General features: G+C 70.3%; 22 protein-coding genes. 12 read left to right on the top strand and 10 right to left on the bottom strand.

What is annotated here, in order from left to right:
- Nucleotides 1-37: 37 nt before the first annotated feature.
- Nucleotides 38-985, top strand: a complete 948-nt coding sequence (locus EWH70_RS22695; protein WP_130477493.1) for a threonine ammonia-lyase — start codon at nt 38-40, stop codon at nt 983-985.
- On the opposite strand, the gene EWH70_RS22690 is transcribed toward EWH70_RS22695, so the two are convergent.
- Together EWH70_RS22690 and EWH70_RS22685 are read right to left on the bottom strand one after the other, a co-directional pair.
- Nucleotides 962-2,464: an MFS transporter gene (locus EWH70_RS22690; protein WP_276320574.1), complete on the bottom strand. Its 1,503-nt coding sequence runs from the start codon at nt 2,462-2,464 to the stop codon at nt 962-964. The two genes, EWH70_RS22695 and EWH70_RS22690, sit on opposite strands and share 24 nt — an antisense overlap.
- Nucleotides 2,461-3,219, bottom strand: coding sequence for a GntR family transcriptional regulator (locus EWH70_RS22685; RefSeq protein ID WP_130477492.1), 759 nt, complete (start codon nt 3,217-3,219; stop codon nt 2,461-2,463). Before EWH70_RS22685 ends, EWH70_RS22690 begins: the two co-directional genes overlap by 4 nt.
- A 119-nt stretch (nt 3,220-3,338) precedes the next feature.
- On the opposite strand from EWH70_RS22685, the gene EWH70_RS22680 reads away from it, so the two are divergent.
- Complete coding sequence (locus EWH70_RS22680; protein ID WP_165436366.1) at nt 3,339-4,388, top strand: SIS domain-containing protein; 1,050 nt, start codon at nt 3,339-3,341, stop codon at nt 4,386-4,388.
- A 48-nt stretch (nt 4,389-4,436) separates the two neighbouring features.
- On the top strand, nt 4,437-5,438 hold the full coding sequence (locus tag EWH70_RS22675; protein ID WP_130477490.1) for an N-acetylglucosamine kinase: 1,002 nt from the start codon (nt 4,437-4,439) through the stop codon (nt 5,436-5,438).
- Between the two features lie 45 nt (nt 5,439-5,483).
- Here EWH70_RS22675 and EWH70_RS22670 read toward each other — a convergent pair whose 3' ends face one another.
- Nucleotides 5,484-6,125: a DUF3159 domain-containing protein gene (locus EWH70_RS22670; protein ID WP_130477489.1), complete on the bottom strand. Its 642-nt coding sequence runs from the start codon at nt 6,123-6,125 to the stop codon at nt 5,484-5,486.
- 253 nt (nt 6,126-6,378) lie between these two features.
- Between EWH70_RS22670 and EWH70_RS22665 the strand changes: the two genes are divergently transcribed.
- From EWH70_RS22665 to EWH70_RS22625, 9 genes are read left to right on the top strand one after another with little or no spacing between them, the layout of a single operon-like run.
- A complete protein-coding gene (locus EWH70_RS22665) occupies nt 6,379-7,164 on the top strand; it encodes an SGNH/GDSL hydrolase family protein (protein WP_130477488.1) in 786 nt (261 codons plus the stop codon).
- A gap of 56 nt (nt 7,165-7,220) precedes the next feature.
- Nucleotides 7,221-7,676, top strand: coding sequence for a hypothetical protein (locus tag EWH70_RS22660; RefSeq protein ID WP_130477487.1), 456 nt, complete (start codon nt 7,221-7,223; stop codon nt 7,674-7,676).
- Entirely contained in the window at nt 7,673-8,308 is a 636-nt protein-coding gene (locus EWH70_RS22655) for a DUF3558 domain-containing protein (protein WP_130477486.1), read from the top strand. Before EWH70_RS22660 ends, EWH70_RS22655 begins: the two co-directional genes overlap by 4 nt.
- On the top strand, nt 8,308-9,636 hold the full coding sequence (locus tag EWH70_RS22650) for a hypothetical protein (RefSeq protein ID WP_130477485.1): 1,329 nt from the start codon (nt 8,308-8,310) through the stop codon (nt 9,634-9,636). The genes EWH70_RS22655 and EWH70_RS22650 overlap by 1 nt, the downstream gene beginning before the upstream one ends.
- On the top strand, nt 9,633-10,355 hold the full coding sequence (locus tag EWH70_RS22645) for an ESX secretion-associated protein EspG (RefSeq protein WP_130477484.1): 723 nt from the start codon (nt 9,633-9,635) through the stop codon (nt 10,353-10,355). The genes EWH70_RS22650 and EWH70_RS22645 overlap by 4 nt, the downstream gene beginning before the upstream one ends.
- A 27-nt stretch (nt 10,356-10,382) precedes the next feature.
- Nucleotides 10,383-11,060, top strand: a complete 678-nt coding sequence (locus EWH70_RS22640) for an OmpA family protein (RefSeq protein ID WP_130477483.1) — start codon at nt 10,383-10,385, stop codon at nt 11,058-11,060.
- 20 nt (nt 11,061-11,080) lie between these two features.
- Nucleotides 11,081-11,575 carry a hypothetical protein gene (locus EWH70_RS22635; protein WP_130477482.1) on the top strand — a complete coding sequence of 165 codons (495 nt, stop codon included), beginning with the start codon at nt 11,081-11,083 and terminating at the stop codon, nt 11,573-11,575.
- Between the two features lie 9 nt (nt 11,576-11,584).
- On the top strand, nt 11,585-12,091 hold the full coding sequence (locus tag EWH70_RS22630; RefSeq protein ID WP_130477481.1) for a DUF6932 family protein: 507 nt from the start codon (nt 11,585-11,587) through the stop codon (nt 12,089-12,091).
- Nucleotides 12,088-12,972 (top strand): hypothetical protein, encoded by an 885-nt coding sequence (locus EWH70_RS22625; RefSeq protein WP_130477480.1) that lies wholly within the window; start codon nt 12,088-12,090, stop codon nt 12,970-12,972. Before EWH70_RS22630 ends, EWH70_RS22625 begins: the two co-directional genes overlap by 4 nt.
- 227 nt (nt 12,973-13,199) lie before the next feature.
- On the opposite strand, the gene EWH70_RS22620 is transcribed toward EWH70_RS22625, so the two are convergent.
- The 7 genes from EWH70_RS22620 to EWH70_RS22590 form a co-directional block, all read right to left on the bottom strand.
- Nucleotides 13,200-16,037 carry an AfsR/SARP family transcriptional regulator gene (locus EWH70_RS22620; protein ID WP_240687147.1) on the bottom strand — a complete coding sequence of 946 codons (2,838 nt, stop codon included), beginning with the start codon at nt 16,035-16,037 and terminating at the stop codon, nt 13,200-13,202.
- A gap of 333 nt (nt 16,038-16,370) precedes the next feature.
- Nucleotides 16,371-17,273 (bottom strand): ectoine hydroxylase, encoded by a 903-nt coding sequence (thpD, locus tag EWH70_RS22615; RefSeq protein ID WP_130477479.1) that lies wholly within the window; start codon nt 17,271-17,273, stop codon nt 16,371-16,373.
- A gap of 59 nt (nt 17,274-17,332) precedes the next feature.
- Complete coding sequence (locus EWH70_RS22610; RefSeq protein WP_130477478.1) at nt 17,333-17,743, bottom strand: ectoine synthase; 411 nt, start codon at nt 17,741-17,743, stop codon at nt 17,333-17,335.
- A gap of 33 nt (nt 17,744-17,776) precedes the next feature.
- Nucleotides 17,777-19,030 carry a diaminobutyrate--2-oxoglutarate transaminase gene (gene ectB / locus EWH70_RS22605; RefSeq protein ID WP_130477477.1) on the bottom strand — a complete coding sequence of 418 codons (1,254 nt, stop codon included), beginning with the start codon at nt 19,028-19,030 and terminating at the stop codon, nt 17,777-17,779.
- 60 nt (nt 19,031-19,090) lie between these two features.
- Entirely contained in the window at nt 19,091-19,591 is a 501-nt protein-coding gene (gene ectA / locus EWH70_RS22600) for a diaminobutyrate acetyltransferase (protein WP_130477476.1), read from the bottom strand.
- Between the two features lie 547 nt (nt 19,592-20,138).
- Nucleotides 20,139-20,579, bottom strand: a complete 441-nt coding sequence (locus EWH70_RS22595) for a DinB family protein (RefSeq protein WP_420809085.1) — start codon at nt 20,577-20,579, stop codon at nt 20,139-20,141.
- 133 nt (nt 20,580-20,712) lie between these two features.
- Nucleotides 20,713-21,948: a DUF445 domain-containing protein gene (locus EWH70_RS22590; RefSeq protein ID WP_130477475.1), complete on the bottom strand. Its 1,236-nt coding sequence runs from the start codon at nt 21,946-21,948 to the stop codon at nt 20,713-20,715.
- Nucleotides 21,949-22,045: the final 97 nt, after the last annotated feature.

The following is a 22,045-nucleotide window of genomic DNA, read 5'->3' as shown; positions in this document are numbered from 1 at the left end:
CGCGCACGGGTTCACGAAACCTTGACATAATGGGGACATGCGACTGGTCACCATCGACGACATCCGCACCGCGGCCGGCCGGATCGCGGGCACCGCGATCCGCACCCCGCTGCTCGAACAGCAGTGGGCGGATCAGGGGCCGTTGTGGCTCAAAGCCGAGAACCTGCAAGGGATCGGCGCGTTCAAGATCCGCGGCGCGTACAACGCCGTCGCGGCGCTGCCGGAGCCGGCGAGGCAGCGCGGGGTCGTCGCCTACTCCAGTGGCAACCACGCCCAGGCGGCCGCCGTGGCGGCCAAGCGCTTCGGGATCCCGGCGGTCATCGTCGTGCCGGACAGCACGCCGAGGGTGAAGGTGGAGGCCACCGCGGCCCACGGCGCCGAGGTCGTCGAGGTACCGATCGGCGAGCGGGAGTCGGCGGCGTACGCGCTGGCCGAGGAACGCGGGCTCACCCTGATCCCGCCGTTCGACCACCCCGACGTCATCGCCGGCCAGGGCACGATCGGCCTGGAGATCGCCGAGGACCTGCCGGACGTCGAGGTCGTGCTGATCCCGGTGAGCGGCGGCGGGCTGGCCTCGGGCATCGGCACCGCGATCCGGGCGCTGTGCCCGGACGCGAAGGTGTTCGGCGTCGAGCCGGAACTGGCCGCCGACACCGCCGAGGGCCTGCGTACCGGCAGCCGGGTCGACTGGCCGGTCGACGACCGCGCCCGCACCATCGCCGACGGCCTGCGGTCGCAGCCGTCCGAGCTGACGTTCGCCCACCTGAGGGAGGTTCTCGACGGGGTCGTCACGGTCAGCGAGGACGAGATCCGCGCGGCCGTGCGGGTGCTGGCCACCCGGGCTCACCTGGTCGCCGAGCCGAGCGGCGCGACGGCGGCCGCCGCGTACCTGTTCCACCGCGAGCAGCTGCCCGTCGGGCGCACGGTCGCGGTCGTCTCCGGCGGCAACATCGACCCGGCGCTACTGGCCTCGATCCTGGGCTAGGCCGATCTGAGTGGGTGGCCCGTCGACCGCACAGTGCAGGCACTCGGCGGGCTCCGGCTCGGGTTCGGGCTCGGCCAGCACCCGGTTGTTCACGCCGAGCGCCAGCAGAGCACCGGCGACGGCCAGGCCCGCGCACACCCACATCGCCACCCGCCAGCCCGCGGTGAGGGCGGCGGGGTCGGTGTAGGCGGCACCGGTGAGGCCCGCCGCCGCGGGCAGCACGGCGATGGCGAGCAGGCTGCCCGCGCGGGCGATGGCGTTGTTGACCCCGGAGGCCACCCCGGCGTGGTGGTCCGGCGCGGCGGCCAGCACGGTCGCCGTCACCGGGGCGACGACGACGGCCAGGCCCAGCCCGAACACGGTGACGGCGGGCAGGACGGTGTCCAGGTAACCGGCGCCGGGCGCGACGCGGAGCAGGAGGAGGAACCCGGCGGCGATCAGCAGCGGGCCGGCGACGAGCTGCACCCGCGGGCCGATCCGCTGCGCCAGCGCACCCGAACGGCCCGACAGCAGGAGCATCACCACGGTGATCGGCAGCGACGCCATGCCCGCGGCGGTCGGCGAGTAGCCCAGTGACACCTGCAGCTGCATCACCAGCAGCATCGACATGCCGCCCAGCGCGGCGTAGACGACCAGCGTCAGCCCGTTGGACAGGGTGAACGTCCGGTCCCGGAACAGCGACGGCGGCACCAGCGGGTCGGCCAGCCGCCGCTGCAGCACGACGAAGGCGGCCATCCCGAGCAGGCCGGCCACGGCGCAGCCGAGCGTCAGCGGGTCGGCGAGCCCGCGGACCGGCGCCTCGACCAGCGCGGCGGTCACCCCGGCGAGGCCGACCGCGCCGAGCACGCTGGACAGCACGTCCGGTCGGCCCTGGACCTGCTCGTCACAGGACTCCGGCACGTACCGGCGGGCCAGCCACACGCACACCACCGCGAGCGGCAGGTTGATCAGGAAGGCCAGCCGCCACGACCACAACTGCACGAGCAGGCCGCCGACGAGCGGGCCGATCGCCGCGGCGATGCCGCCGAGCCCGGACCACGCACCGATCGCACGCGGACGGTCCGCTCGCGCGAAGGCCGCCTGCAGGATCGCCAGCGACCCGGGCGTCAGCAACGCGCCGCCGACCCCCTGCAGGATCCGGGTGGCGACCAGCATCTCGGTGGACACGGCCACGCCACACAGCACCGAGGCCGCGCCGAACCAGATCACGCCGATGACGAACACCCGGCGCCTGCCGTAGCGGTCGCCGAGCGATCCGGCGATGAGGATGAGCGCCGCGAGCGAGAGCAGGTAGCCGTCGAGGATCCACTGCAGGCCGGCGACGGAGGCCGTCAGCTCCTCGCCGATCCTGGGCAACGCGACGTTGACGATCGTGCCGTCCAGCATCGCCATGCCGGACCCGATGATCGTGGTGGCCAGCACGCCTCGCGCCGTGGCGGTCCCCCAGCGGACGGTGCCGCCGTTGCCCGGGGTCGTCACGGACGGTTCAGCGTCGTGACGAACTTGTAGCGGTCGCCCCGGTAGATGGAGCGCACGAACTCGACCGGCTTGCCGTCCTCGGCGAACGAGTGCCGCGAGAGCAGCAGCATCGGCATCCCGACGTCGGCACCGAGCAGCTCGGCCTCCTGCGGGCCGGCCAGCGCGGTCTCGATGGTCTCCTCGGCCCGCTGCATCTGCACGCCGTACTGCTCCCGCAGCACCGCGTACAGCGAGCCGCCTGCCGACACGTGCTTGCGCAGCCCGCGGAACCGGCCCAGCGGCAGGTGGGTGGTCTCCAGTGCCATCGGCTCGGCGTCGGCGAGCCGGAGCCTGCGCATCCGCAGGACCTTCGCGCCGGCCCGCAGCGCGAGCAGCTTGGCCAGGTCGCCCTCGGCCGGGATCTCGTCGATCTCCAGCAGCTTCGACGAGGGCTCCCTGCCCTGCGCACGCATGTCCTCGGTGTAGGACGACAGCTGCAGCCGCTGGGCGAGCTTGGGCTCGGCGGCGAAGGTGCCCTTGCCCTGCACCCGGTGCAGCCTGCCCTCGACGGTCAGGTCGGCCAGCGCCTGGCGCACCGTCGTCCGGGAGACGTTGAACTCCCCCGCCAGGGCACGCTCGGTGGGGATCGGCGAGCCCGGCGGCATGGCGTCGAGCAGGTCGAGCAGATGCTGCTTGAGCGCCCAGTACTTGGGCTCGCGTTGACCGCGTGCGCCGGTGACCGCACCGGTCTCCCCTGCCGGGGTCGTCTCCAACATGACCAACTCCTTGCCCTTCAGCGCTCCGACGCGACTCCACTCCTCCGACGTGAAAGTACCCTTACCCGCAAATAGGCGACCGGGATACCATTGGTCTAGACCTTAACGAGGGAGAGTTGATGACCAGTCAGGGTGACCGTCCGGGCGTCCACATGGCCGCCGAAATCGCCGAGCAGCCCGCCGTGCTGGCCGGCCTGCTCGACCGCCGGTCCGACATCGCCGGGGTGGCCGACGCCATCGCCAAGCGCCCGCCGAGGTTCGCACTGCTCGCGGCCAGGGGCTCCAGCGACCACGCGGCGCTGTACGCGAAGTACCTGATCGAGGTACTTCTCGGGCTGCCGGCCGGCCTCGTCTCGCCCTCGACCGTGACCCTCTACGGCGCCCAGCCCGACCTGCGGGACGTCCTGCTGATCACCGTCAGCCAGAGCGGCGGGTCGCCGGACCTCGTCGAGTTCACCGCGTCGGCCAGGGAGCGGGGCGCGCTGACGGTCGCGGTCAGCAACACCCCGTCCTCGCCGCTGCACGGCGCGGCCGAGCTGGCCGTCGACATCGGCGCGGGCACCGAGAAGGCCGTCGCGGCGACGAAGACCTACTCGGCCACCCTGCTGTCGCTCTACCTGCTGATCGACGCCGTCCGCGGTGGCAAGGGCGCCGACGCCGAGGGCATCGGCGAGCTGGCCCAGCAGGCGCTGGACGGTTCCGTGGACAGCGTGCAGCGCGCGGTGGACCGCTACCGGTTCGTCAACCGGGTCATCACCGCGGGCCGTGGCTACTCCTACGCGACGGCGCTGGAGTCGGCGCTGAAGCTCGCCGAGACCAGCTACCTGGCCGCGCGTGCCTACAGCGGCGCCGACCTGCTGCACGGCCCGGTCGCCGCCATCGACGAGGAGACCGCGGTGCTCGCGGTGACCAGCCGCGGCAAGGGCGGTGGCGCCATGGGTGACGTGCTCGACGCCGTCAGCTCGCGGGGCGCCGACGTGGTGGCCGTCGGCTCGGCCGCCGCCGACGTTCCCGCCGACGTGCGCATCGCACTGCCGGAGACGGCCGAGGAGTTGTCACCGATCCTGGAGATCCTGCCCGCGCAGCGGGTGGCACTGGGACTGTCGCTGGCCAGGGGCGTCGACCCGGACAACCCGCGGGGCCTGAACAAGGTCACGAAGACTCGATAACGCTTCTGGCACGCTGTCCGCGACACAACAGGCGGAGAGGGAGGCAGCGTGGCCGAGGAGTTGGTCGTCGGGGTGGACGCCGGCGGGACGTCGACGCGGGCGTTGCTGGTCGACCGGACCGGTGACGTGCTCGGCGTCGGCCGGTCCGGCGGCGCGAACCCGAACGCGCACACGCCCGAGGTGGCGGCCGGCCGGATCGCCGAGGCCATCCAGGCCGCGCTGGAGGGGGCCGACCCGGGTGCGGTGCGGGCGTGTGTCGTCGGCATGGCCGGGGTGAGCAAGCTGACCGACCCGGCGGTCGCGGAGGTGTTCGAGTCCGCGTACGCGCCGCTGGAGCTGGGCACGCGGGTGCGGATGGTGACCGATGCGGAGGCCGCGTTCGCGTCGGCCACCTCCGAGCCCGACGGGACCGTCCTGGTCGCGGGCACCGGTTCGATCGCCGGGCGCATCCGCGACCGGCGGCTGGTGTCGACGTCCGGCGGTTACGGCTGGCTGCTCGGCGACGAGGGCTCGGCGTTCTGGATCGGCAGGGAGGCCGTCCGCGCGACGCTGGCGGCACTCGGCAGGGACCACCCGCTGACCGGCCTCCCGGCGGCCGTGCTGCGGGAGTCACTGAACCTGGCCGACGAGGCGGCGCTCGCGGCACTGTCCACAACCGACCGGCTGACCGTCTCCCGGCGGCTTATCACAGCGTGCAACTTCGAATCGCCCATCCGGCTGGCTCGTTTCGCGCCGTTGGTGAGTGACGCGTACGAAGCCGGGGAGGACGCGGCGGAGGACATCGTGTCCCGCGCGGCGGGACTTCTCGCGGCGAACGCGAAGGCCATTCGCGAACCGGACGAAAGCACACCGGTTGTGCTGGTCGGCAGCGTGCTGGGCGAATCCAGCCCGGTCGGAGCACGGGTCCGGGCGGCCCTTTCCGGCCTGGATGTTCTGTCCAGTGCGGACGGCGTTCTCGGCGCCGCGTGGCTCGCCGCGGTGGACGCGTTCGGCGCCGACACGGCGCGCCCGAAAAACTGGTCGTCGACTCAGAGTGGTTCTTACGAGTAACGTAGACAGCGGCCCCCGGACCCTCCCCCCTCGCCGGGGGCCGCCTCATGTCCGGGGTACGGGGTGGCGCAGACCCGGGTGGTCGGCAGGCAGGGCGCGGAAGAGCACCCACCCGCTCCCGGCCACCGTCGCCGCCACCAGTGGCCAGGTGAGCACCGTGCTGGCGATACCGAGTGCGGTGACCTGGCCGGTCCACCAGAGCAGGCCGAAGACCACCACCCGCAGCGTGTACTGGCCGAGCACCCACACCCAGCTGGCCCGCGAGTAGGCCCGCAGCAGGTCGGGGTCGCGCCGCCAGCGGGTCTTCTGCCCGAGCAGCGTGCCCACCACGACGCCGAGCAGCGGCCAGCGGATCACGATGCTCGCCGCCCAGGCCAGCGCACTAGCCACATTGGACAACAGCCGGATCACGAAGAAGTCCTCGGCCCGCCCGGTGCGCAGCGCGATGAACGCCCCGCCGGCCACCGCGGCGATGCTCACCACGACCGCCCGCGCCTTCTCCCCGCGCACCAGGCGGAAGACACCGACTACGACGGCCACCGCCAGCGCGGCGCCGACACCCCACTCGATCGAGCGGTCCGCGATCAGCCAGCCGGCGACGAAGGCCGCCGGCGGCAGGCTGGCGTCCAGCGCACCCCGGCGGCCGCCCAGCACCTGAGCGAGCGATTCACGCGCGGGTTCGGTCACACCGACAGCCTGCCGGAAAAGTACCTTCCGGTCTCGCCCCGGGCCGGGGTGGGACGACGGTCACAACACGCAGTAATGCGGATGCGAGGATAGCGATAAACGTACGAAACTATGACGTCAAACCAAACCGACGGTGGCGTAGGTCGAACACAGAGGGGCATATTCGGGGGCGTACCTGCGTTGCGGGCTTAAGTGGGGAGTTCGCGGCGTCGGTCGGGACTTTACTGGGGATGGACCGGAGGGAGAGCGGGACGTGAGCAGGTTCAACAGCTTCGTCGCTGTGGGTGACAGCTTCACCGAGGGTCTGAACGACCAGCTGCCGGACGGCAGCTTCCGCGGCTGGGCCGACCGGCTGGCCGAAATCCTCGCCGCGGGCAGGCCGGACTTCCGGTACGCCAACACCGCGCTGCGGGGCAAGCTGATGGCCGAGATCATCGACGAGCAGATCCCGCTGGCCCTGGAGTTCCGGCCCGATCTGGTGACCATCTGTGCGGGCGGCAACGACCTCGTCGTGCCCGGCGTGGACCTCGACGCACTCGCCGACAAGCTGGAGGAGGGCGTCGCGCAGCTGCGCGCGGCCGGCATCGAGGTGCTGATCTTCACCGGACCGGACACCAAGCGGATGTCGGTGATGAACCGGCTGCGCGGCAAGGTCGGCTACTACAACGCGCTGCTCTGGTCGATCGCCAACCGGCACGGCACCAGGGTCGTCGACCTGTGGTCCATGCACGTCCTGCACGACCCGCGGGCGTGGAGCGACGACCGGCTGCACTTCACACCGGAGGGTCACCGGCGGATCGCGTTGCGTACCGCCGAGGTCTTGGAAGTGACGACCGAGGCGGACTGGCGCGAACCCTGGCCGGAGGCCGACCCGACCACCTGGCTCGGCCTGCGCCGCTCGGACCTGGAGTGGACGCGGACGCACCTGCTGCCGTGGATCGGCAGGCACCTGCGCGGGGAGTCCATGGGCGACGGCCTGCGTCCGAAGCGTCCCGAGCTGACGCCGCTGCGCTCCGACCAGGGCGCGAACGTCCGCTGAGAGCTGGCGGGTTTCGCCCACACGTGGTAACGGACTGGGCTACCCTCAGGCTGCGAGTGAGCAGTGGGATCTACTGGGGAGGTAGCCGGGTGTCCACGTGGCAGCAGCCCGACAGCAGCTGGTGGGACGTCGTGCCGTGGGAGATCAACGACGCCGCGGGACAGATGCCGGGGGGCGGCGCGAGCGGCGCCGGGGCGAACGGCAAGTTCTCCATGAGCAAGAGCGAGATGGAGGCCGTGCTCAAGGAGGCCACCACCCTGCGCGACCTCATCGACGAACAGCTGTACCGTGCCGACGCCCTGAAGCTGGTCAAGCCGCCTGCCCAGGACCCGGCCAGTGTTCGGTACACGGAGGCGGCGCTGAGCACCGGCAACTTCTACCTCGGGCATCTCCAGCTGCAGTCGAAGTACCTGGGCGGCTTGATCGGGAACCTCAAGAAGGCCCTCGGCATCACAACCGAGCAGGACGAGAACAACGCGGACGTGGCGAAGAAGGCGGGCACCCTCGGATGAAGCTCCCCGGCAAGACGGTTCTGGTACTCGCCGCGGGAGCGATGCTCCTCGCCGGCTGCGGCAACGACAAGTCGAGTGGCCAGGCGACCACGCCGGCGCCAGGAACGAGTTCCGCCGCCCCGAGTTCGGACGCCGCCGGTGGCACGCAGGGGCTACCGCGTAATGGCGCCCCGAAGGTGCCCAACCCGCTCGCGGATACCGTGCTCGACCGCGACCCGTGCACCACGATCGACCCCGCGGGCGTCCAGGAACTGCTCGGCGAATCCGCTAAGAGCGCTCCACTCAACGACGACGTGGGTAAGGGCTGCGAGTGGGAGAACAGCACCAGCGCCAAGATGAACGTCCAGTTCGTCAACGGTGACGAGGGGCTGAGTTCTGTGTACGAACGCGCCAAGCCGTCCTCGGGGGTCTGGAACGAGACACAGATCGGCGGCTTCCCGGCGGTCGCCTACCGCGACAAGTCGCTGTCCGACGACTGGTACGGCTGCAACATGGCGGTCGGCATCTCCGACACCAAGGCGATCAACGTCGGTGTCCTGCTCGGCGAGAACCAGCGGGGTAAAGCCCAGGCCTGCGAAGCGATCAAGCAGGTGGCGGAGAAGGCAGTCGCCGGACTGTCCGGGGGTGCCTGATGGGATGGCTGTTCGGCAGTCTCGGTGACGTCTGGAAGGGCCTCGACGAGTACATCAAGAAGCTCGAGGCCGAGGGCAAGCTGATCAAGCCCGGCGATCTGTACGAGATGATCCAGCGCGGCGACACCACCAGCCTGCAGAAGGCACAGCAGGTCGGCAGGGAGCAGTCCGACGAGCAGCGGGCGATCGAGCGGGGCGCCCGCAACCTGGTCACGAAGCTGGAGGCGGCCTGGACGGGCGGCTCCAGTGAGGCGGCGCGGGCCCGGATCCAGCCGCTGGCCACCGTCGCCCAGTCCGCCTCACAGACGCTCGGGACGAACTCGCTGGTCGTGCAGAACCAGATCGAGAGCTTCCACGGCATGAAGAACACGCTGAAGCCGGTGTCCAACGACGCTCCGGAGAAGAACGCGTGGGACTCCATCACGCCGTGGGACACCGACACCGAGGACGCGATCAACCAGCGCAAGCAGACCGTTCAGGGCAACAGCGAGACCTACAGCCGCTACGTCCAGACCAGCGACGGCAACAAGGTCCAGATGGGCCAGGACTACGGCCAGGTCCCCGGCTACTCCAACTCGGACTTCAAGGTCGAGCCGCCCAAGAAGGGCAAGGACGGGCGCGACCCGCGGATGCCCGGTGACGGCAAGAAGAAGCCGAACACCCGCATGCCGGGTTCCGGCGACGACGGGACGACAGCCGCCGGGTTCACCGGCATGCCGTCCACCCCGCCCCCGCCCCCGCCGGTCGTCAGCCCGCTTCCCGGGCAGCCGGGCCCCGGGCCCGGGCCTGGCCCGTGGGGTCCCGGACCCGGCATGCCCGGTCCCGGGCCGGGTGGCCGCGGCCCTGGCGATCCGGGTGGGCGCGGCCCCGGCCGCATGCCCGGCGGTGGCCCCGGTGGGCGCGGTCCCGGCGGGATGCCGCCCGGCTTCGGTCCACGCGGTGGCGGCGGTGGCGGCGACTTCGGTGCCGGCCGGTTCGGGCCCGGTGGCGGAATGCCGTCCGGCAGCGGAGCCGGCATGCGCGGCGGCATCGGCATGCCCGGTGGTGGCGCGGGTATGCCCGGCGCGGGCGGAATGTCCGGTGCGGGCGGGCCGGGTGGTCCCGGCGGGCCAGGCGGCCCGGGGTCCGGCGGGCCGGGTGGCGCCGGTCAGGGCGCGGGTTCGCGTGGTCCCGGCGGCATGGGCGGCGGTGGCATGGGCGGCGCCGGTCAGGGTGGCCAGGGCGGCGAGGACAGCGAGCACCAGCGCGCCTCGTTCCTCCAGGAAAGCGACCCGGACGAGATCTTCGGCACGGATGAACGCACGGCGCCGCCGGTGATCGGCGAATGACCGTCACGCAGGAGCAGCCGATCACGCTGCCGCTCACGGCGTTCACCTACGCCTGGAAGTGGCAGGGCTTCGGCCCGGTGCACCCGGCGCTGGCGACCGAGGAGAACTGGGCCGACGCGGACACCCTGCGTGAGCTGGAGGGCAAGGTCGTCGACGGCCTCAACCGGGCCGGACTGGCCCGCGGCGGCGCGGTGACCAAGCCGTTCCGGGACCTGCTCGCTGTCGCTGCGAGGGCCGAGCGGGAGTTCTACGCCTGGGTCGGCCAGGTCGAGACCGGCCGTTCGGCGGCCATCCTGACCGCGGCGGACGCCGACGGCCGGGCCGTTCGCCTGTTCCGCGACGATGCCCACATCCGCATCGACAGGGTCCGGCCGGAGGCGCTGGCACAGGGCCTGGTCGACCTGCTGCCGCGGGTACCCGGCGCTCCCGTCCCCCGGATGACCGTGCCGAAGCAGGCACTGGGTTCCGGCGCCGGGGAGCAACTGGACCGGCTGATGCGGGCCAAGCGCACCGGGCTGCACACCGTGTACGTCGCGCTTCCGGACGGCAGCCCGAACCGGGCCAAGCGCAGCTCGCCGATGACCCTTGTCGACATCGCGGGCCAGGGCAGGGTGCTGACCTACACCGACGGGCAGGACCAGGTGATCTGCGTGCCCGGTACGCCCGAGCTGCTGGTCAAGGAGCTGCAAGCGACCGAGACCACACTACGAAGGCGCTGACCAGCGCCTTCGCTTACAGTGCTGGGCATGGCAGTTTCGCGCCGAGGCGTCTGGGTGCTCGTGCCGGTCGCGTTGGTGGTGACCGGCGCGCTCGCCGGCGCGGCCGGCTGGTGGCAGGGCGGCCGGATCGAGTCCGATCTGGCCGACCGGTCGCGCGCTGCCCTGTCGTCGGCCGGCGTGCAGGGCGCCTCCGTCAGTTTCGAGGGCAGGGACGGCCGGATCACCGGCGTCCCCGCCGATCTCGCCGAGAAGGCGAGCAGCGCCGTGCGGGCGGTGGAGGGTGTGCGGGTGGTCCAGGTGGACACCGCCGCCGTCGCCGCCGGTACACCGGCCAGTGCCGGTACCGACGACCCCAAAGCCGCGCTGCAGGCGGAGATCGACCGGCTGCTCGCCGCGGATCCGATCGCGTTCGTCCCGGACACCGCCGAACCGACCGCCGAGGGCAGGCGCACCGCGGCAAAGGTCGCCGAGCTGGTCATCGCCGCGCCGGAAGGCACCGCGGTGGAGGTCGGCGGCCACGTCGCACGCACTCCGGGTGACGAGGAGACCGCTCGCAGGCTGTCCCAGGAACGTGCCGACGCGGTGGCGAGGCTCCTGGTGGAGGGCGGTGTGGACCGGGAACGGGTCACCGCCGTCGGGTTCGGCGACACCCGGCCGAAGCCGGGCGCGGGGGACGACCGCAGGGTCGAGGTCACGGTCCGCTAGAGACCGGGGGAGGGATTTCCATGCTGTGGTTGCTCGGAGAGATCTGGATCTGGCTGCTGGTGGCGTTCGCGCTCGGCTGCGGGCTGACCGGCCTGCTACTGACCCGGATCCACCGCGGACGCGTCGCCGAACTGGAACGGGAGCGGGACGAGGCAGCCGCTCCGGCACTCGCCGCGGGCGGTGCCGTCGCGCTGGAGGCGTACCCGGAGCACGACGAGGACTACGACGAGGCGCCGGCCGACCATCCGATGTCCGCCGAGGAACACACCCAGCTGTTCCCCGCGGCGAGTGCGGCCGGCTGGGACGACAACGGTCACGAGCCGGCCGAGCCCGTCGCCACCTTCCCCGCCGAGGACCCGGACGAGCCCGTGGCCGAGCACACCGGCACGGTCGACTGGCCCGACGAGTACGCCGAACCGGGTGTGCCGCAGGCCGTCGACGATCCCGGCGCGACGCCGGAGTGGCCGCGGGAGGAAGACTGGCCACCCGCCGAGCACCACCGTGGCGGCTGGTAACTTGCCGGTATGCCGCTGCCGCACTGGACCGCGGACCGGGTCCTCCCACCGGGGATCCACCCGGCGGATCTCGCCGACATCTACGAGCGGCTCGTCTGCGACGCCCCGCACCAGAACGAGCGGGAAATCCTCTTCAGCGCGCTGAACGCCTATCTCGGCATGGTCGCGCGGGTCATCCCGGCCGGGCGTGCGTGGATCGACGGAGGCCTGGTCCTGCACACCGACGAGATGCCGATCGGGCTCGACGTCGTTCTCCTTCCCGAGGACTGGGGCAGCCTGAAGAAGCTGTCCGGACGGGACCGGGAGGCGCTGTACGGCCTGCTGACCCAGCGCGGCGCGATCATCGGCCAGCCCGCGATGTACCTCGACCACGTGCAGCCGGTCGGTGGCCTGCTCGACGGTTACCTGTGCCATCCCGGCGACGAGGAGGTCTGGGAGGAGGCCTGGGCGAGCGTGCGCGGCCCGTACGGGCCGATCGACGGTCTGGTGAAGGGTTTCGTGGAGGTGCGCTGGTGACCAGGCAACGGTTCCAGCGGCTGGCCGCGGAGATCCCCGGCGGCACCTGGCTGGACGATCTCACCCGGGCGTCCCTGCTCGCGGCCCACGCCAAGTTCGAGCGGACCTGCCGGTCGCCGCTGCTGCGGGTCTCGGTGTTCGGCTCGACGCAGCAGGACGCGTACACCTTCTCCGACATCGGCAGGGCCCTGCAGGACGCGGCGGCCAAGATCGGCCGGATCATCCGCGACCCACAGAGCGAGATCACCTACGTCCAGCCCGCGGACCGGGAGAAGGCACCGCTGATCCAGCGAGGCCAGGCCGGCAACACCCTGTTCTTCGGCTTCCCCGAGCCCGAGCCTGCGGACGCGCTCATCCACGACGGGCTGGAGACGTTGTCCGAGCGCGCGGTGAAGGAGCTGTGCGACTTCCTCCCGGCCAACGGGTCCGACGACGGCGCGCTGGACGCGGTGCTGCTGCAGCGCGACACGGTACGCAACGCCGTCAGCGACATCGTCTCCGCGGTGATCAAGAACGCCGGCATCGGCCTGCAGCTGACCCCGACGTCCGGCGACGAGGTCGCCCGCAGCATGACCACCGACCAGGCCAGGGTGCTGCACAGCAGCCTGCGGGAGTCACGGGAGGCCGTCGGCTACGAGACGGTGTCCGGCCGCCTGGACGGGGTCCGGACCCGGCGGCGGATCTTCTATCTGGAGCGGGAGTCCGGCGGCACCGTGCAGGGCGCCGTGGCACCGGACCTTCTCGACGAGATCAAGGAGAACCTGGACCACCCGGTTACCGCCCGGCTGCGGGTGGTCCGGTCGACCACCATCGACGGCCGTCGCGGCCGCCCGGTGTACGAGCTGCTCGAGATCACCCCCGAGACCAGCCTCTTCGACTGATTTCAGGAGCCGCGGGTGAGGTGAGGCCAAACCGGCCGGCACTCCCGTTCCGGAGCACCGACCGGCCCGCCTCGGGGCCGCCTCCCCACGGCTCCCGATTGCCCCACGCGGAACCCGCCCCGGTTCCACAGGGACCGGCGAACGCGGAAAGCGCCCCTCCCCAGGCAACGCGATCACCGTGCAAAACGGAGACTACTGACGGCGCTCTCTCACTCGCTAAGAATCCGCTAAACGGCGTCTTCACCCAGTTGGGCGAGGGCTTCCAGCTCGGCGGACAGCTCCTCGACGAGCTGGGAATCCGCCTGCTCGTGCCGCTCGACCGAGAGCGCGAGCTGCTCCCGCGCGCCGTCCACGTCGCCCTGCTCGGTGAGGATCCGGGCCAGCACCCGGCGGGCGACGCCCTCCTGCAGCGTGAAGGCCCTGGTCGTGGCCAGCTCGATGGCGTCCTCGGCGTAGCGCCGGGCCTCGTCGAGTTCACCGACACCGAGCGACAGTTCCGCGAGGTTGTTCAACGAGACGACCGCGTAACTGTCGTCGCCGAGTTTGCGATCGATCTCCAGCGCACCGACCTGCAGTTCGATGGCCTCGGTGAAGTGGCCGAGCTGTTTCTCCGCCTCCGCGCAGTTGTTCAGCGCCTGTCCGCGCAGGGCCAGGTCGTCGGTCCGCTCGGTCTCGGCGATGACCGCACGCAGCGTCCGGATGGCGTCCTCGTACCGCGCCGTGGCCGACTGGGCGGCCCCGAGATGGATGTGGGTCGAGGTGACCAGGCGTGGGTCACCGAGCCGTTCGGCGATGTCCACCGCCGCCTGCGCATCGGCCAGCCCGCCCTCGGGGACGCCGAACGTCAGCGCCACCCCGCACCGGGAGATCAGCATCCAGCAGCGGCCGAGGTCGCTGTCCGCGTCGACCGCGGCCGCCAGGCCGATCTCGACCAGCCTGGTCCAGTCGTCCCGCAACGGGCGCACCACCCGGTAGGTGTGCATGACCCTGGCCAGCTGCCAGGTCTGCTCGTCGCGGCCCGCGGCGCGTGCCGCTTCCAGGGTCGCCATCAGGTTCGGCCACTCGGCGTCGAACCAGTCGAGCGCGGCGTCGATCGAGTCGACGGCTGGCGTGGCCGGGACGTCGGCGCCGTCGCGTCCGGTGAAGTCCAGCGGATCGACGATCCGCAGCAGTCGCCTGCGAGCCCGGTCGGCGGCCGTCTGGTGATAACGCACCACCGCGTCGAACACGGACTCCCGCGCCTGCGCGGACAGCTCCGCGGCGGCGAGGTCACGCAGGTAGAGGCGAACCAGGTCGTGCGGGGTGAACACGTCGCGCGCGGTCTCGGTCACGAGGTGGTGGGTGGCGAGGATGCGCAGCCCGCGCCGCGCGTGTTCGGGCCGGATGCCGTGGGCCGCGGCGACGACATGCGGCTCGAAAGCCTGCCCGGTGAGTACACCGAGCCCCGGCAGCAGCGCGGCGACGTCAGGGGGCAGGCCCCGGTAGGAGACGTCGAAGGCGGCCCGCACGCTGGTGCCCGCGCGGTCCACGCCGTCCACGTCGAGCGCGGCCAGCCGGGTGTGCTCGTCGGTCAGCTCGGCGACCAGGTCCTCGGCCGTCCAGCGCGGGCTCGCGGCCAGCCGGGCTCCGGCGATGCGCAACGCCAGCGGCAGGTGCCCGCACAGCTCGGCGAGGCGGCTGTTGTGTTCGGACGGCCCCGCCAGCTCCTCGATCAGCCGGACGGCGTCCCGCGACGGCAGGGTGTCCAGCGCGCACACCCGGGCGGCGCTGGAGACCACCAGCCCGTCCAGCCGGGCCCGGCTGGTGACCACCGCCACCGACCCCGGACCCGGCGGGAGCAGCGGCTGTACCTGGCTGGCCGCGCGGGCGTCGTCGAGTACGACGAGGACCCTGGCGTCGGCCAGCAGCGAGCGGTACATCGCCACCCGGGCATGGGCTGTCTCCGGGAGTTCGGCGGCCGGCACACCGAGCCCCAGCAGGAACTGGGTGAGGACGTCGGCGGGGTCGAGCGGCGGATGCTCCGGATCGAAGCCACGCAGCGCGGCGAACAGGACCCCGTCGGGGAACCGCGCGGCACGCCGATGCGCCCAGGACACCGCCAGCGTGCTCTTCCCGACGCCGGCAGCACCGGTCAGCAGGCCCACCATGCTGGCGCCGTGTTCCGCCCGCGCGGCGAGGTCGTCCAGCCAGGCCAGCTCGGTGTCGCGCCCCGCCAGGGCCGGTACCGCCGGAGGCAGCTGACTCGGCGCCTGCCGGTTGGTGTCGGACCTCGGCCGGGGCTGGGGCGCGGCCGGTGGCCCGCCGAGCTCGTCCCGCAGGATCCGGTCGTGCAGCTCCCGCAGCTCGGGCCCGGGATCGATGCCGAGTGCCGAGACGACGTGCCGGGAGGCCCGGCGGTAGACCTCAAGGGCGTCGGCCCTGCGACCCGCGTGGTACAGCGCCCGCATCAGCTGACCGATGGTGCGTTCGGCGAGCGGGTTCTCCCGCACCATCGTGGTCAGCTCGGAGATCAGCTCGGCGTGCCTGCCCAGCTCCAGCTCCGCGTCCACCCGGGCGGCGTGGACGGCCAGCCGCAGGTCGTCCAGCTCCGGGGCGGTGATCGAGTCGGGCACCCCGCCGAGCGCCGGGCCCTTCCAGAGGGCGAACGCCTCCGCGAGCAGGTTCGCCCTGCGCTCCGGCCGGGCCGTCGCCGACTGCTCCAACAGCAGGTGCGCGCGATGGACGTCGATCTGCAGTGGATCGACGCTGAGCTGGTAGCCGGGCGGTCGCGTGTGGATCTGCGCCCCCTGCTCGTCATCCCCCTGGATGGACCGCAGGACCCGGCGAAGGTGCGACACGTTGCCGTGCACGATCGTCCGCGCGGTGGCGGGCGGATCGTGTCCCCACAGGCCGTCGATGATGTCGTCGAGCGGCAGCACCTTGTTGGCGTGCAAGGCAAGTAGCGCCAGAAGACCGCGAACGCCCGGCCCCCCGACCGGTACCGGCTTGTCGTCGGCGAACAGCTGCACGGGCCCGAGAAGCTGAAAGGTCGCCCGTCTCGGTGGGCTCACCTCGGTCTCGCTCACGTCCGCCTCCCCCGGGTCGTGTCGAGTGCTGACAACCTACCGCGAAGAGCATCCGACCGGCGACAGTTAGTGAGGATCAGTATCCGATCAGCGATAACGGCTCATCGGGACGGGGTGCGGGTAGCGGACTGCTCGCTGCCTGTTACGTTATGGCCGCCACACCGGATGCGGACCGAGGTGGCAGTCGTTGCCGATGGCCGGTGGTTCCTCTCGCTCGGGGGAACCGGTGCCGACGGCAAGCCGGCGGACTCGATTCGCCGGTGTGCAGCACGAGCACGGCCCCGCACCACCAGATCGGGAACTGGCGGTGCGGGGCCGTGCTCGTCGTGGACGTCAGCGGGTAAGCGGAGTGAAGTCGCGGCTGCCGATGAAGGTGGGCCGGGGCTTGCTCGCCGCGAACGGCGCCTGGAGGGTGTTCTCGACGCTGTTGAACACCAGGAAGATGTTCGACCGCGGGTACGGGGTGATGTTGTTGCCCGACCCGTGCATGATGTTCGAGTCGAAGAACAACGCCGAACCGGCGGGCCCGGTGAACTGGTCGATCCCGTACTCGGCGGCGAGCGAGGTGATGTCCTCCTCGGCCGGAACGCCGATCTTCTGCTCCTTGAGCGAGGACTTGTAGTTCTCGTCCGGAGTCGCCCCCACGCACGGCACGAAGGTCCGCTGCGACCCGGGCATCACCATGAGACCACCGTTGAACGGGTAGTTGTCGGTGAGCGCGATCGAGCAGCTGACCGCACGGGGACGGGGCATGCCGTCCTCGGCGTGCCAGGTCTCGAAGTCCGAGTGCCAGTAGAACCCGGTGCCCCGGAAACCGGGCATGTAGTTCACCCGGCTCTGATGGATGTAGACCTCGGACCCCAGGATCTGCCGCGCCCTGTCCAGCACGCGAGGGTCGCGCGTCAGCTCGCTGATCAGCTCACTGATCTTGTGCACCTCGAAGATCGAGCGCACCTCACCGTGCTGCTTCTCGGTGATCACGCGCTCGTCCGCCTTGAGCTCCTCGTCGGAGGACAGCCGCACCAGCTCCTGCCAGTACCCCTGCACCTCCGCCGGGGACAACAGGCCCTCGACGATCGAGTAGCCCTTGGCGTCGTGGGACGCCAGCGTCGCACCATCGATCGGACCGTCCGCCTCGGAACCCCACACCGTGGGGTCCGTCCGCTCGATGGGTTCCACCGTCGCGGCGATACGGGTCGGATAACTGTCGCCAACAGCGGTGTCGGTAACCGTCAAGGCTGCTCGCCTCCTCCAAATCTCGCTTACTTGCGTACAACCCCGCTTCGTGGTGGGGACTATGCGGTCCGTTCGGCCTCGTCGTCCTCGACGACCAGCGGATACACGCCGTTCTCGTCGTGGACCTCCTTGCCGGTGACCGGCGGGTTGAACACGCACACGGTCCGGATGTCGGTCTTCGCCCGGACCTGGTGCTTGTCGTGGTCGTTGAGCAGGTAGAGGGTGCCCGGCCTGAGCTCGAAGGTCTCGCCGGTCGCCTTGTTGGTGATCTCGCCCTCGCCCTCGTACACGAACACCGCCTCGATGTGGTTCGCGTACCAGAAGTCGTTCACCGTTCCCGCGTAGATCGTGGTCTCGTGCACGGAGAACCCGACCTTCTCCTTGGCCAGAACGATGCGCTTGCTGCGCCAGTTCGGGGTCTTGATGTCGGCCTCGGTGTCGGTGACCTCGTCCAGCGTGCGAACGATCAAGGTGCTCTCCTCGGTGTCTGTTCTTCGGGGTGGTTACTTGGCCAGGACTGCGCGGACGGCTTCGCCGATGATGTCCAGGCCCTTGGTCAGCTCGTCGTCGGTAAGCGTCAGCGGCGGAAGGACCTTCATGACCTCACCGTCCGGGCCGGACGTCTCCATCAGCAGGCCGCGCTCGAACGCCGCGGCGCAGACCTGACCGGCCAGCTCGCCGCTGGCGAACTCGAGGCCACGGGCCAGGCCGCGGCCCTTGGCGACCAGGCCGGCGTCCGGGTAGGACTCGGCGATCTCGGTGAACGCAGCGCCGACCCGCTCGCCCTTGGCCTTGGTCGACTTCTCCAGTGCGTCGTCGTTCCAGTAGGTACGCAGCGCCTCGGCGGCGGTGACGAACGCCGGGTTGATCCCGCGGAACGTGCCGTTGTGCTCGCCCGGCTCCCACACATCGAGGTCCGGCCGGATGAGCGTGATGGCCAGCGGCAGGCCGTAGCCGCCGATGGACTTGGAGAGGCAGACGATGTCGGGCTTGATGCCCGCCTCTTCGAAGCTGAAGAACGGGCCGGTCCGGCCGCAGCCCATCTGGACGTCGTCCAGGATGAGGAGGATGTCGTGGCGCCGGCACAGCTCGGACAGACCCCGCAGCCATTCGAGCCGCGCGGCGTTGATGCCGCCCTCGCCCTGCAGCGACTCGACGATCACGGCGGCGGGCTCGTTGAGGCCGCTGCCGGAGTCCTCGAGCAGCCGCTCGAAGTAGAGGAAGTCCGGGTAGGCGCCGTCGAAGTACTTGTCGTACGGCATCGGGGTGGCGTGGACGAGCGGGATGCCCGCACCGCCGCGCTTCATGGAGTTGCCGGTGACCGACAGCGCGCCCAGGGTCATGCCGTGGAAGGCGTTGGTGAAGTTGATGACCGACTCCTTGCCGGTCACCTTGCGGGCCAGCTTGAGCGCCGCCTCGACGGCGTTCGCGCCGCCCGGGCCGGGGAAGACGACCTTGTAGTCGAGGTCCCTCGGCTTCAGGATCTTCTGGTCCAGTGCCTCAAGGAAGTCCCGCTTGGCCACGGTGAACATGTCCAGGGCGTGCGTCACGCCGTCGCGGGAGATGTAGTCGATCAGTGCCTGCTTCAGCACCGGGTTGTTGTGCCCGTAGTTGAGGGCGCCCGCGCCCGCGAAGAAGTCGAGATAGGCCCGGCCGTCCTCGTCGTAGATCCAGCTCCCCTGCGCCCGGTCGAAGACGACCGGCCAGCCGCGGCTGTAGCTGCGGACCTCTGATTCGAGCTTGTCGAAAATAGTCACTGCGTTCTCGTTTCCCCTGCTGGGTGTCTTTGTGAAGTCTTGACGCCTAAACGGCGATTGTTAACGCGGACTCAGCGGCCCGATACGGTAAAGGTCCTCGGGCTGGTGTTCGCCGTCATCGTCCGGAAAATCCGCGGCGGAGAACAGCTCGCTGTGCTCCAGATCGGTGTCCCACCTTTTGGCGAATGAGCTGAACAACCTGATCGACGCCTCGTTGTCCGGCGTGATGGTGGTGTCCAGGTAGCGGACTCCCTGCCGGGTCACCCGATCGAACAACGCGTCAAGCAGCTCCCCTGCCAGCCCTTTTCCTCTTTGGGAGGCGTCGACGGCCACCTGCCAGACCAGGAGGGTCTGCGGCGCGGAGGGCTTGCGGTAACCGATCACGAAGCCAACCGCTTCACCATCGACCCGTGCCACGACCGACGTGTCAGCGAAATCGTGACACCACAAGAGGTATGCGTACGCGGAGTTCAGGTCCAACTTCCGCGAATCACGCGCGATTCTCCACAGTGCGGCGCCGTCTGCCTTGGTCGGAGATTCGATCAAGTGCTTTCCGGACATGTCAATCGAACCTAACAGAATGCCAATGTCGGCTCAGCGCGAGCTCTCGGCGGCAGGCAGGCTACCTGCAACAACGAAGAAACATGCGTGAGAAGGCCAACAGTAACGTACCCTCATCGGCCGCCGATGGACTAAGATGCCCAGCGCCCACCGCTGCGGCGTCCGCCCCAGCCGACGCCGGCCTCTTAGCACACGGTAGTGGCACCTCCCACATCGCGCGACCGAGCGAACGGGTTACCCCGAGAATGTCGCGATGCTCCCGGCCACCGTCGACGAACGCTTACGCACGGAACGCAACGCCTGGCCGAGCACGCTGTGTCGCGACGGATCGCCCCACGTCACCGACACGTGGATTGGCAGCAGCGAGCGCAAGGTGCGCAACATCGCCGACGACTCGCGCCACAAAGGAGCGGCAACCGTCCACACGGGACGGTGCAGCGGCGCGCTCAGGAGGAGGGTGGGTGGACGACCACCGCAAGCTCGTCCACCCACCCGGGCTCATCGGAATACGGGACTGCGGTGTCGCCCCGTTCCCAGCCTGTTCAGTTCACTCACCGACCTCACCGTCCGCGAACTCGCGGAGCACGTCGAGATGACCGACGTGGCGCGCGGTCTCCTGGATGAGGTGCGTCAGCACCCACCGCACGGTCTTCTGCTCACCCGGATGGCGGACCCGGTCGCTGGCCTGCATGCCGGCCAGCGCGTTCTCCGACCGGGCCCATTCCTCACGGTAGGCCGCCACGACCTCGACTGGTGGCACCTGCTTGCCGAGGCGGAACAGGTGGTCGTGGTCACTGGCGTCACCCCACAGGTCCGGCAGATCGGAGCCTCCGCCGACGATCGAGAGCCACCATCGCTCGACCGCCGTCAGGTGCTTGATCAAACCGAGGGCGTTCATTTCGGGCGAGGACGGGAACGGCGCACCCGCCGCCTGCTCGAAAGTCAGCCCCGAGACCTTGTTGACCGCCGTGCGCCGTAAGAAGTTCAAGAACTCCCACAGCAGTCACATCTCATCGTCGGCGTCTTCCCGCGGCCAGGACCGCGGTACCGACTCCGCCATCTCACTCGAACGCATGTTCGAGCTTAGCGACTTGATCGACGGTGCGCAAGCGGGGTGGCGATCAACGCGCGAAATGCTCCAGGAGCAGGACCTGAGCCTCACCGACAGCGAAGCCGAGGAGCGCGCCGGTGGCGATCAGGATCCACTCGTCCTGCTGGAAGGCGGGACGCAGTAGCCCCTCGAACTCCTCCGGCTCCAGCTCCTTCATCTTCGTGACCAGCAGGTTGCGGATGTCCATCGCGTCCTCGGCGTAGTCCTCGATGTACCGCATGGTCTCCGGCAGCCGCGCCATGATCAGCTGCGCGATCCGGCGCTTCATCCCCTGGTAGCGCGCACTGCCCACGGCCATCACGACCAGCGGCTTCGCCACGCTGGCATGCCGGGAGAGCTCGCTGTCGACCTGGCGCTGGATCAACGCGAGCACCCGGTCGGAGAGTGGTCCGCGCAGCACCGCCTCGATGACGTTGTGCGGGGTGATGATCTCCTTGGCGATCAGTTCGCCGTAGGACTCCGACACCTCGGCGCGCCGCTTGAGGAAGAGCCCCTGCCACTCGAACAGGCCGAAGTACCGCACCGGCTGCTTCGGATGGAAGATCATCTTCAGCGCCAGCCAGTCGGTGAACCACCCGGTGAACAGACCGAACAGCGGCATGATGATCGGCAGTTTGAACAACACCCACACGACCATCTGGACAAGGCCGATCAGCCCGCCGAAGACGATGCCCGACCTGGCGATGAACTGGAACTCCTTGCGCCCCGCCTCCTGGAAGATGCGGTTGAGCAACCGCTTGTCCTTGACCAGGCTCGTGACGACCATGTCCTTGAGGTCGAAGACGCTGTCCACGTCGGCCTTGATTGCCTCCAGCACCTCTCCGATCATGCGCGGGGACTCGGCCTGAACGCGCCGGATGATCACCCGCTGCACCTGCGCGGGGAGCGACTCCCAGAGCCCGGGCTGGTACTCGGCCGCCACCTCGCGCACGATCTCCTCGGCAGCGGTGAGCAGTGGCTTCTCGATCTCCTTCGCCACGCGTTCGGCGTCCAGCCGCTCGATGACGTCGCTCGGCCGGATCAGCTGCTGGGTCATCGTGTCGCAGGCGATGGCGGCCATCCGCGCGGCCCGTTTCGGAACGATGCCCTGCCAGCCGAAGACCGGTTTGATGCCGACGAACTCGAGCGGCTGGAACATCATCCGGATCGCGACGAGCTTCGTCACGTACCCGATGAGCGCGGCGACCAGCGGGATGGAGCAGTAGACGGGCCAGTGCCGCGCGAAGTCCTCCAGGATCGCATCCATGGTCACCGCCCTTCACCGAGCCGAGCGACCCATGGTCACACGGAAGTGGTACCGGCGCACGGGCATCGTGGGCCGAAAGAGTGGTCTTCGCGACGAC

Source organism: Amycolatopsis suaedae, assembly GCF_004214935.1.
GTDB classification, from domain to species: domain Bacteria; phylum Actinomycetota; class Actinomycetes; order Mycobacteriales; family Pseudonocardiaceae; genus Amycolatopsis; species Amycolatopsis suaedae.
This window is presented reverse-complemented; position numbering and strand designations above follow the sequence as displayed.

What these genes read in the sequence shown, in the direction of transcription:
- EWH70_RS22695 (WP_130477493.1), top strand. Translation starts at nt 38, where the DNA reads ATGCGACTGGTCACCATCGACGACATCCGCACCGCGGCCGGCCGGATC.
- EWH70_RS22685 (WP_130477492.1), bottom strand. Translation starts at nt 3,219, where the DNA reads ATGTTGGAGACGACCCCGGCAGGGGAGACCGGTGCGGTCACCGGCGCA.
- EWH70_RS22680 (WP_165436366.1), top strand. Translation starts at nt 3,339, where the DNA reads ATGACCAGTCAGGGTGACCGTCCGGGCGTCCACATGGCCGCCGAAATC.
- EWH70_RS22655 (WP_130477486.1), top strand. Translation starts at nt 7,673, where the DNA reads ATGAAGCTCCCCGGCAAGACGGTTCTGGTACTCGCCGCGGGAGCGATG.
- EWH70_RS22650 (WP_130477485.1), top strand. Translation starts at nt 8,308, where the DNA reads ATGGGATGGCTGTTCGGCAGTCTCGGTGACGTCTGGAAGGGCCTCGAC.
- EWH70_RS22645 (WP_130477484.1), top strand. Translation starts at nt 9,633, where the DNA reads ATGACCGTCACGCAGGAGCAGCCGATCACGCTGCCGCTCACGGCGTTC.
- EWH70_RS22640 (WP_130477483.1), top strand. Translation starts at nt 10,383, where the DNA reads ATGGCAGTTTCGCGCCGAGGCGTCTGGGTGCTCGTGCCGGTCGCGTTG.
- EWH70_RS22635 (WP_130477482.1), top strand. Translation starts at nt 11,081, where the DNA reads ATGCTGTGGTTGCTCGGAGAGATCTGGATCTGGCTGCTGGTGGCGTTC.
- EWH70_RS22630 (WP_130477481.1), top strand. Translation starts at nt 11,585, where the DNA reads ATGCCGCTGCCGCACTGGACCGCGGACCGGGTCCTCCCACCGGGGATC.
- ectA (WP_130477476.1), bottom strand. Translation starts at nt 19,591, where the DNA reads ATGTCCGGAAAGCACTTGATCGAATCTCCGACCAAGGCAGACGGCGCC.
- EWH70_RS22590 (WP_130477475.1), bottom strand. Translation starts at nt 21,948, where the DNA reads ATGGATGCGATCCTGGAGGACTTCGCGCGGCACTGGCCCGTCTACTGC.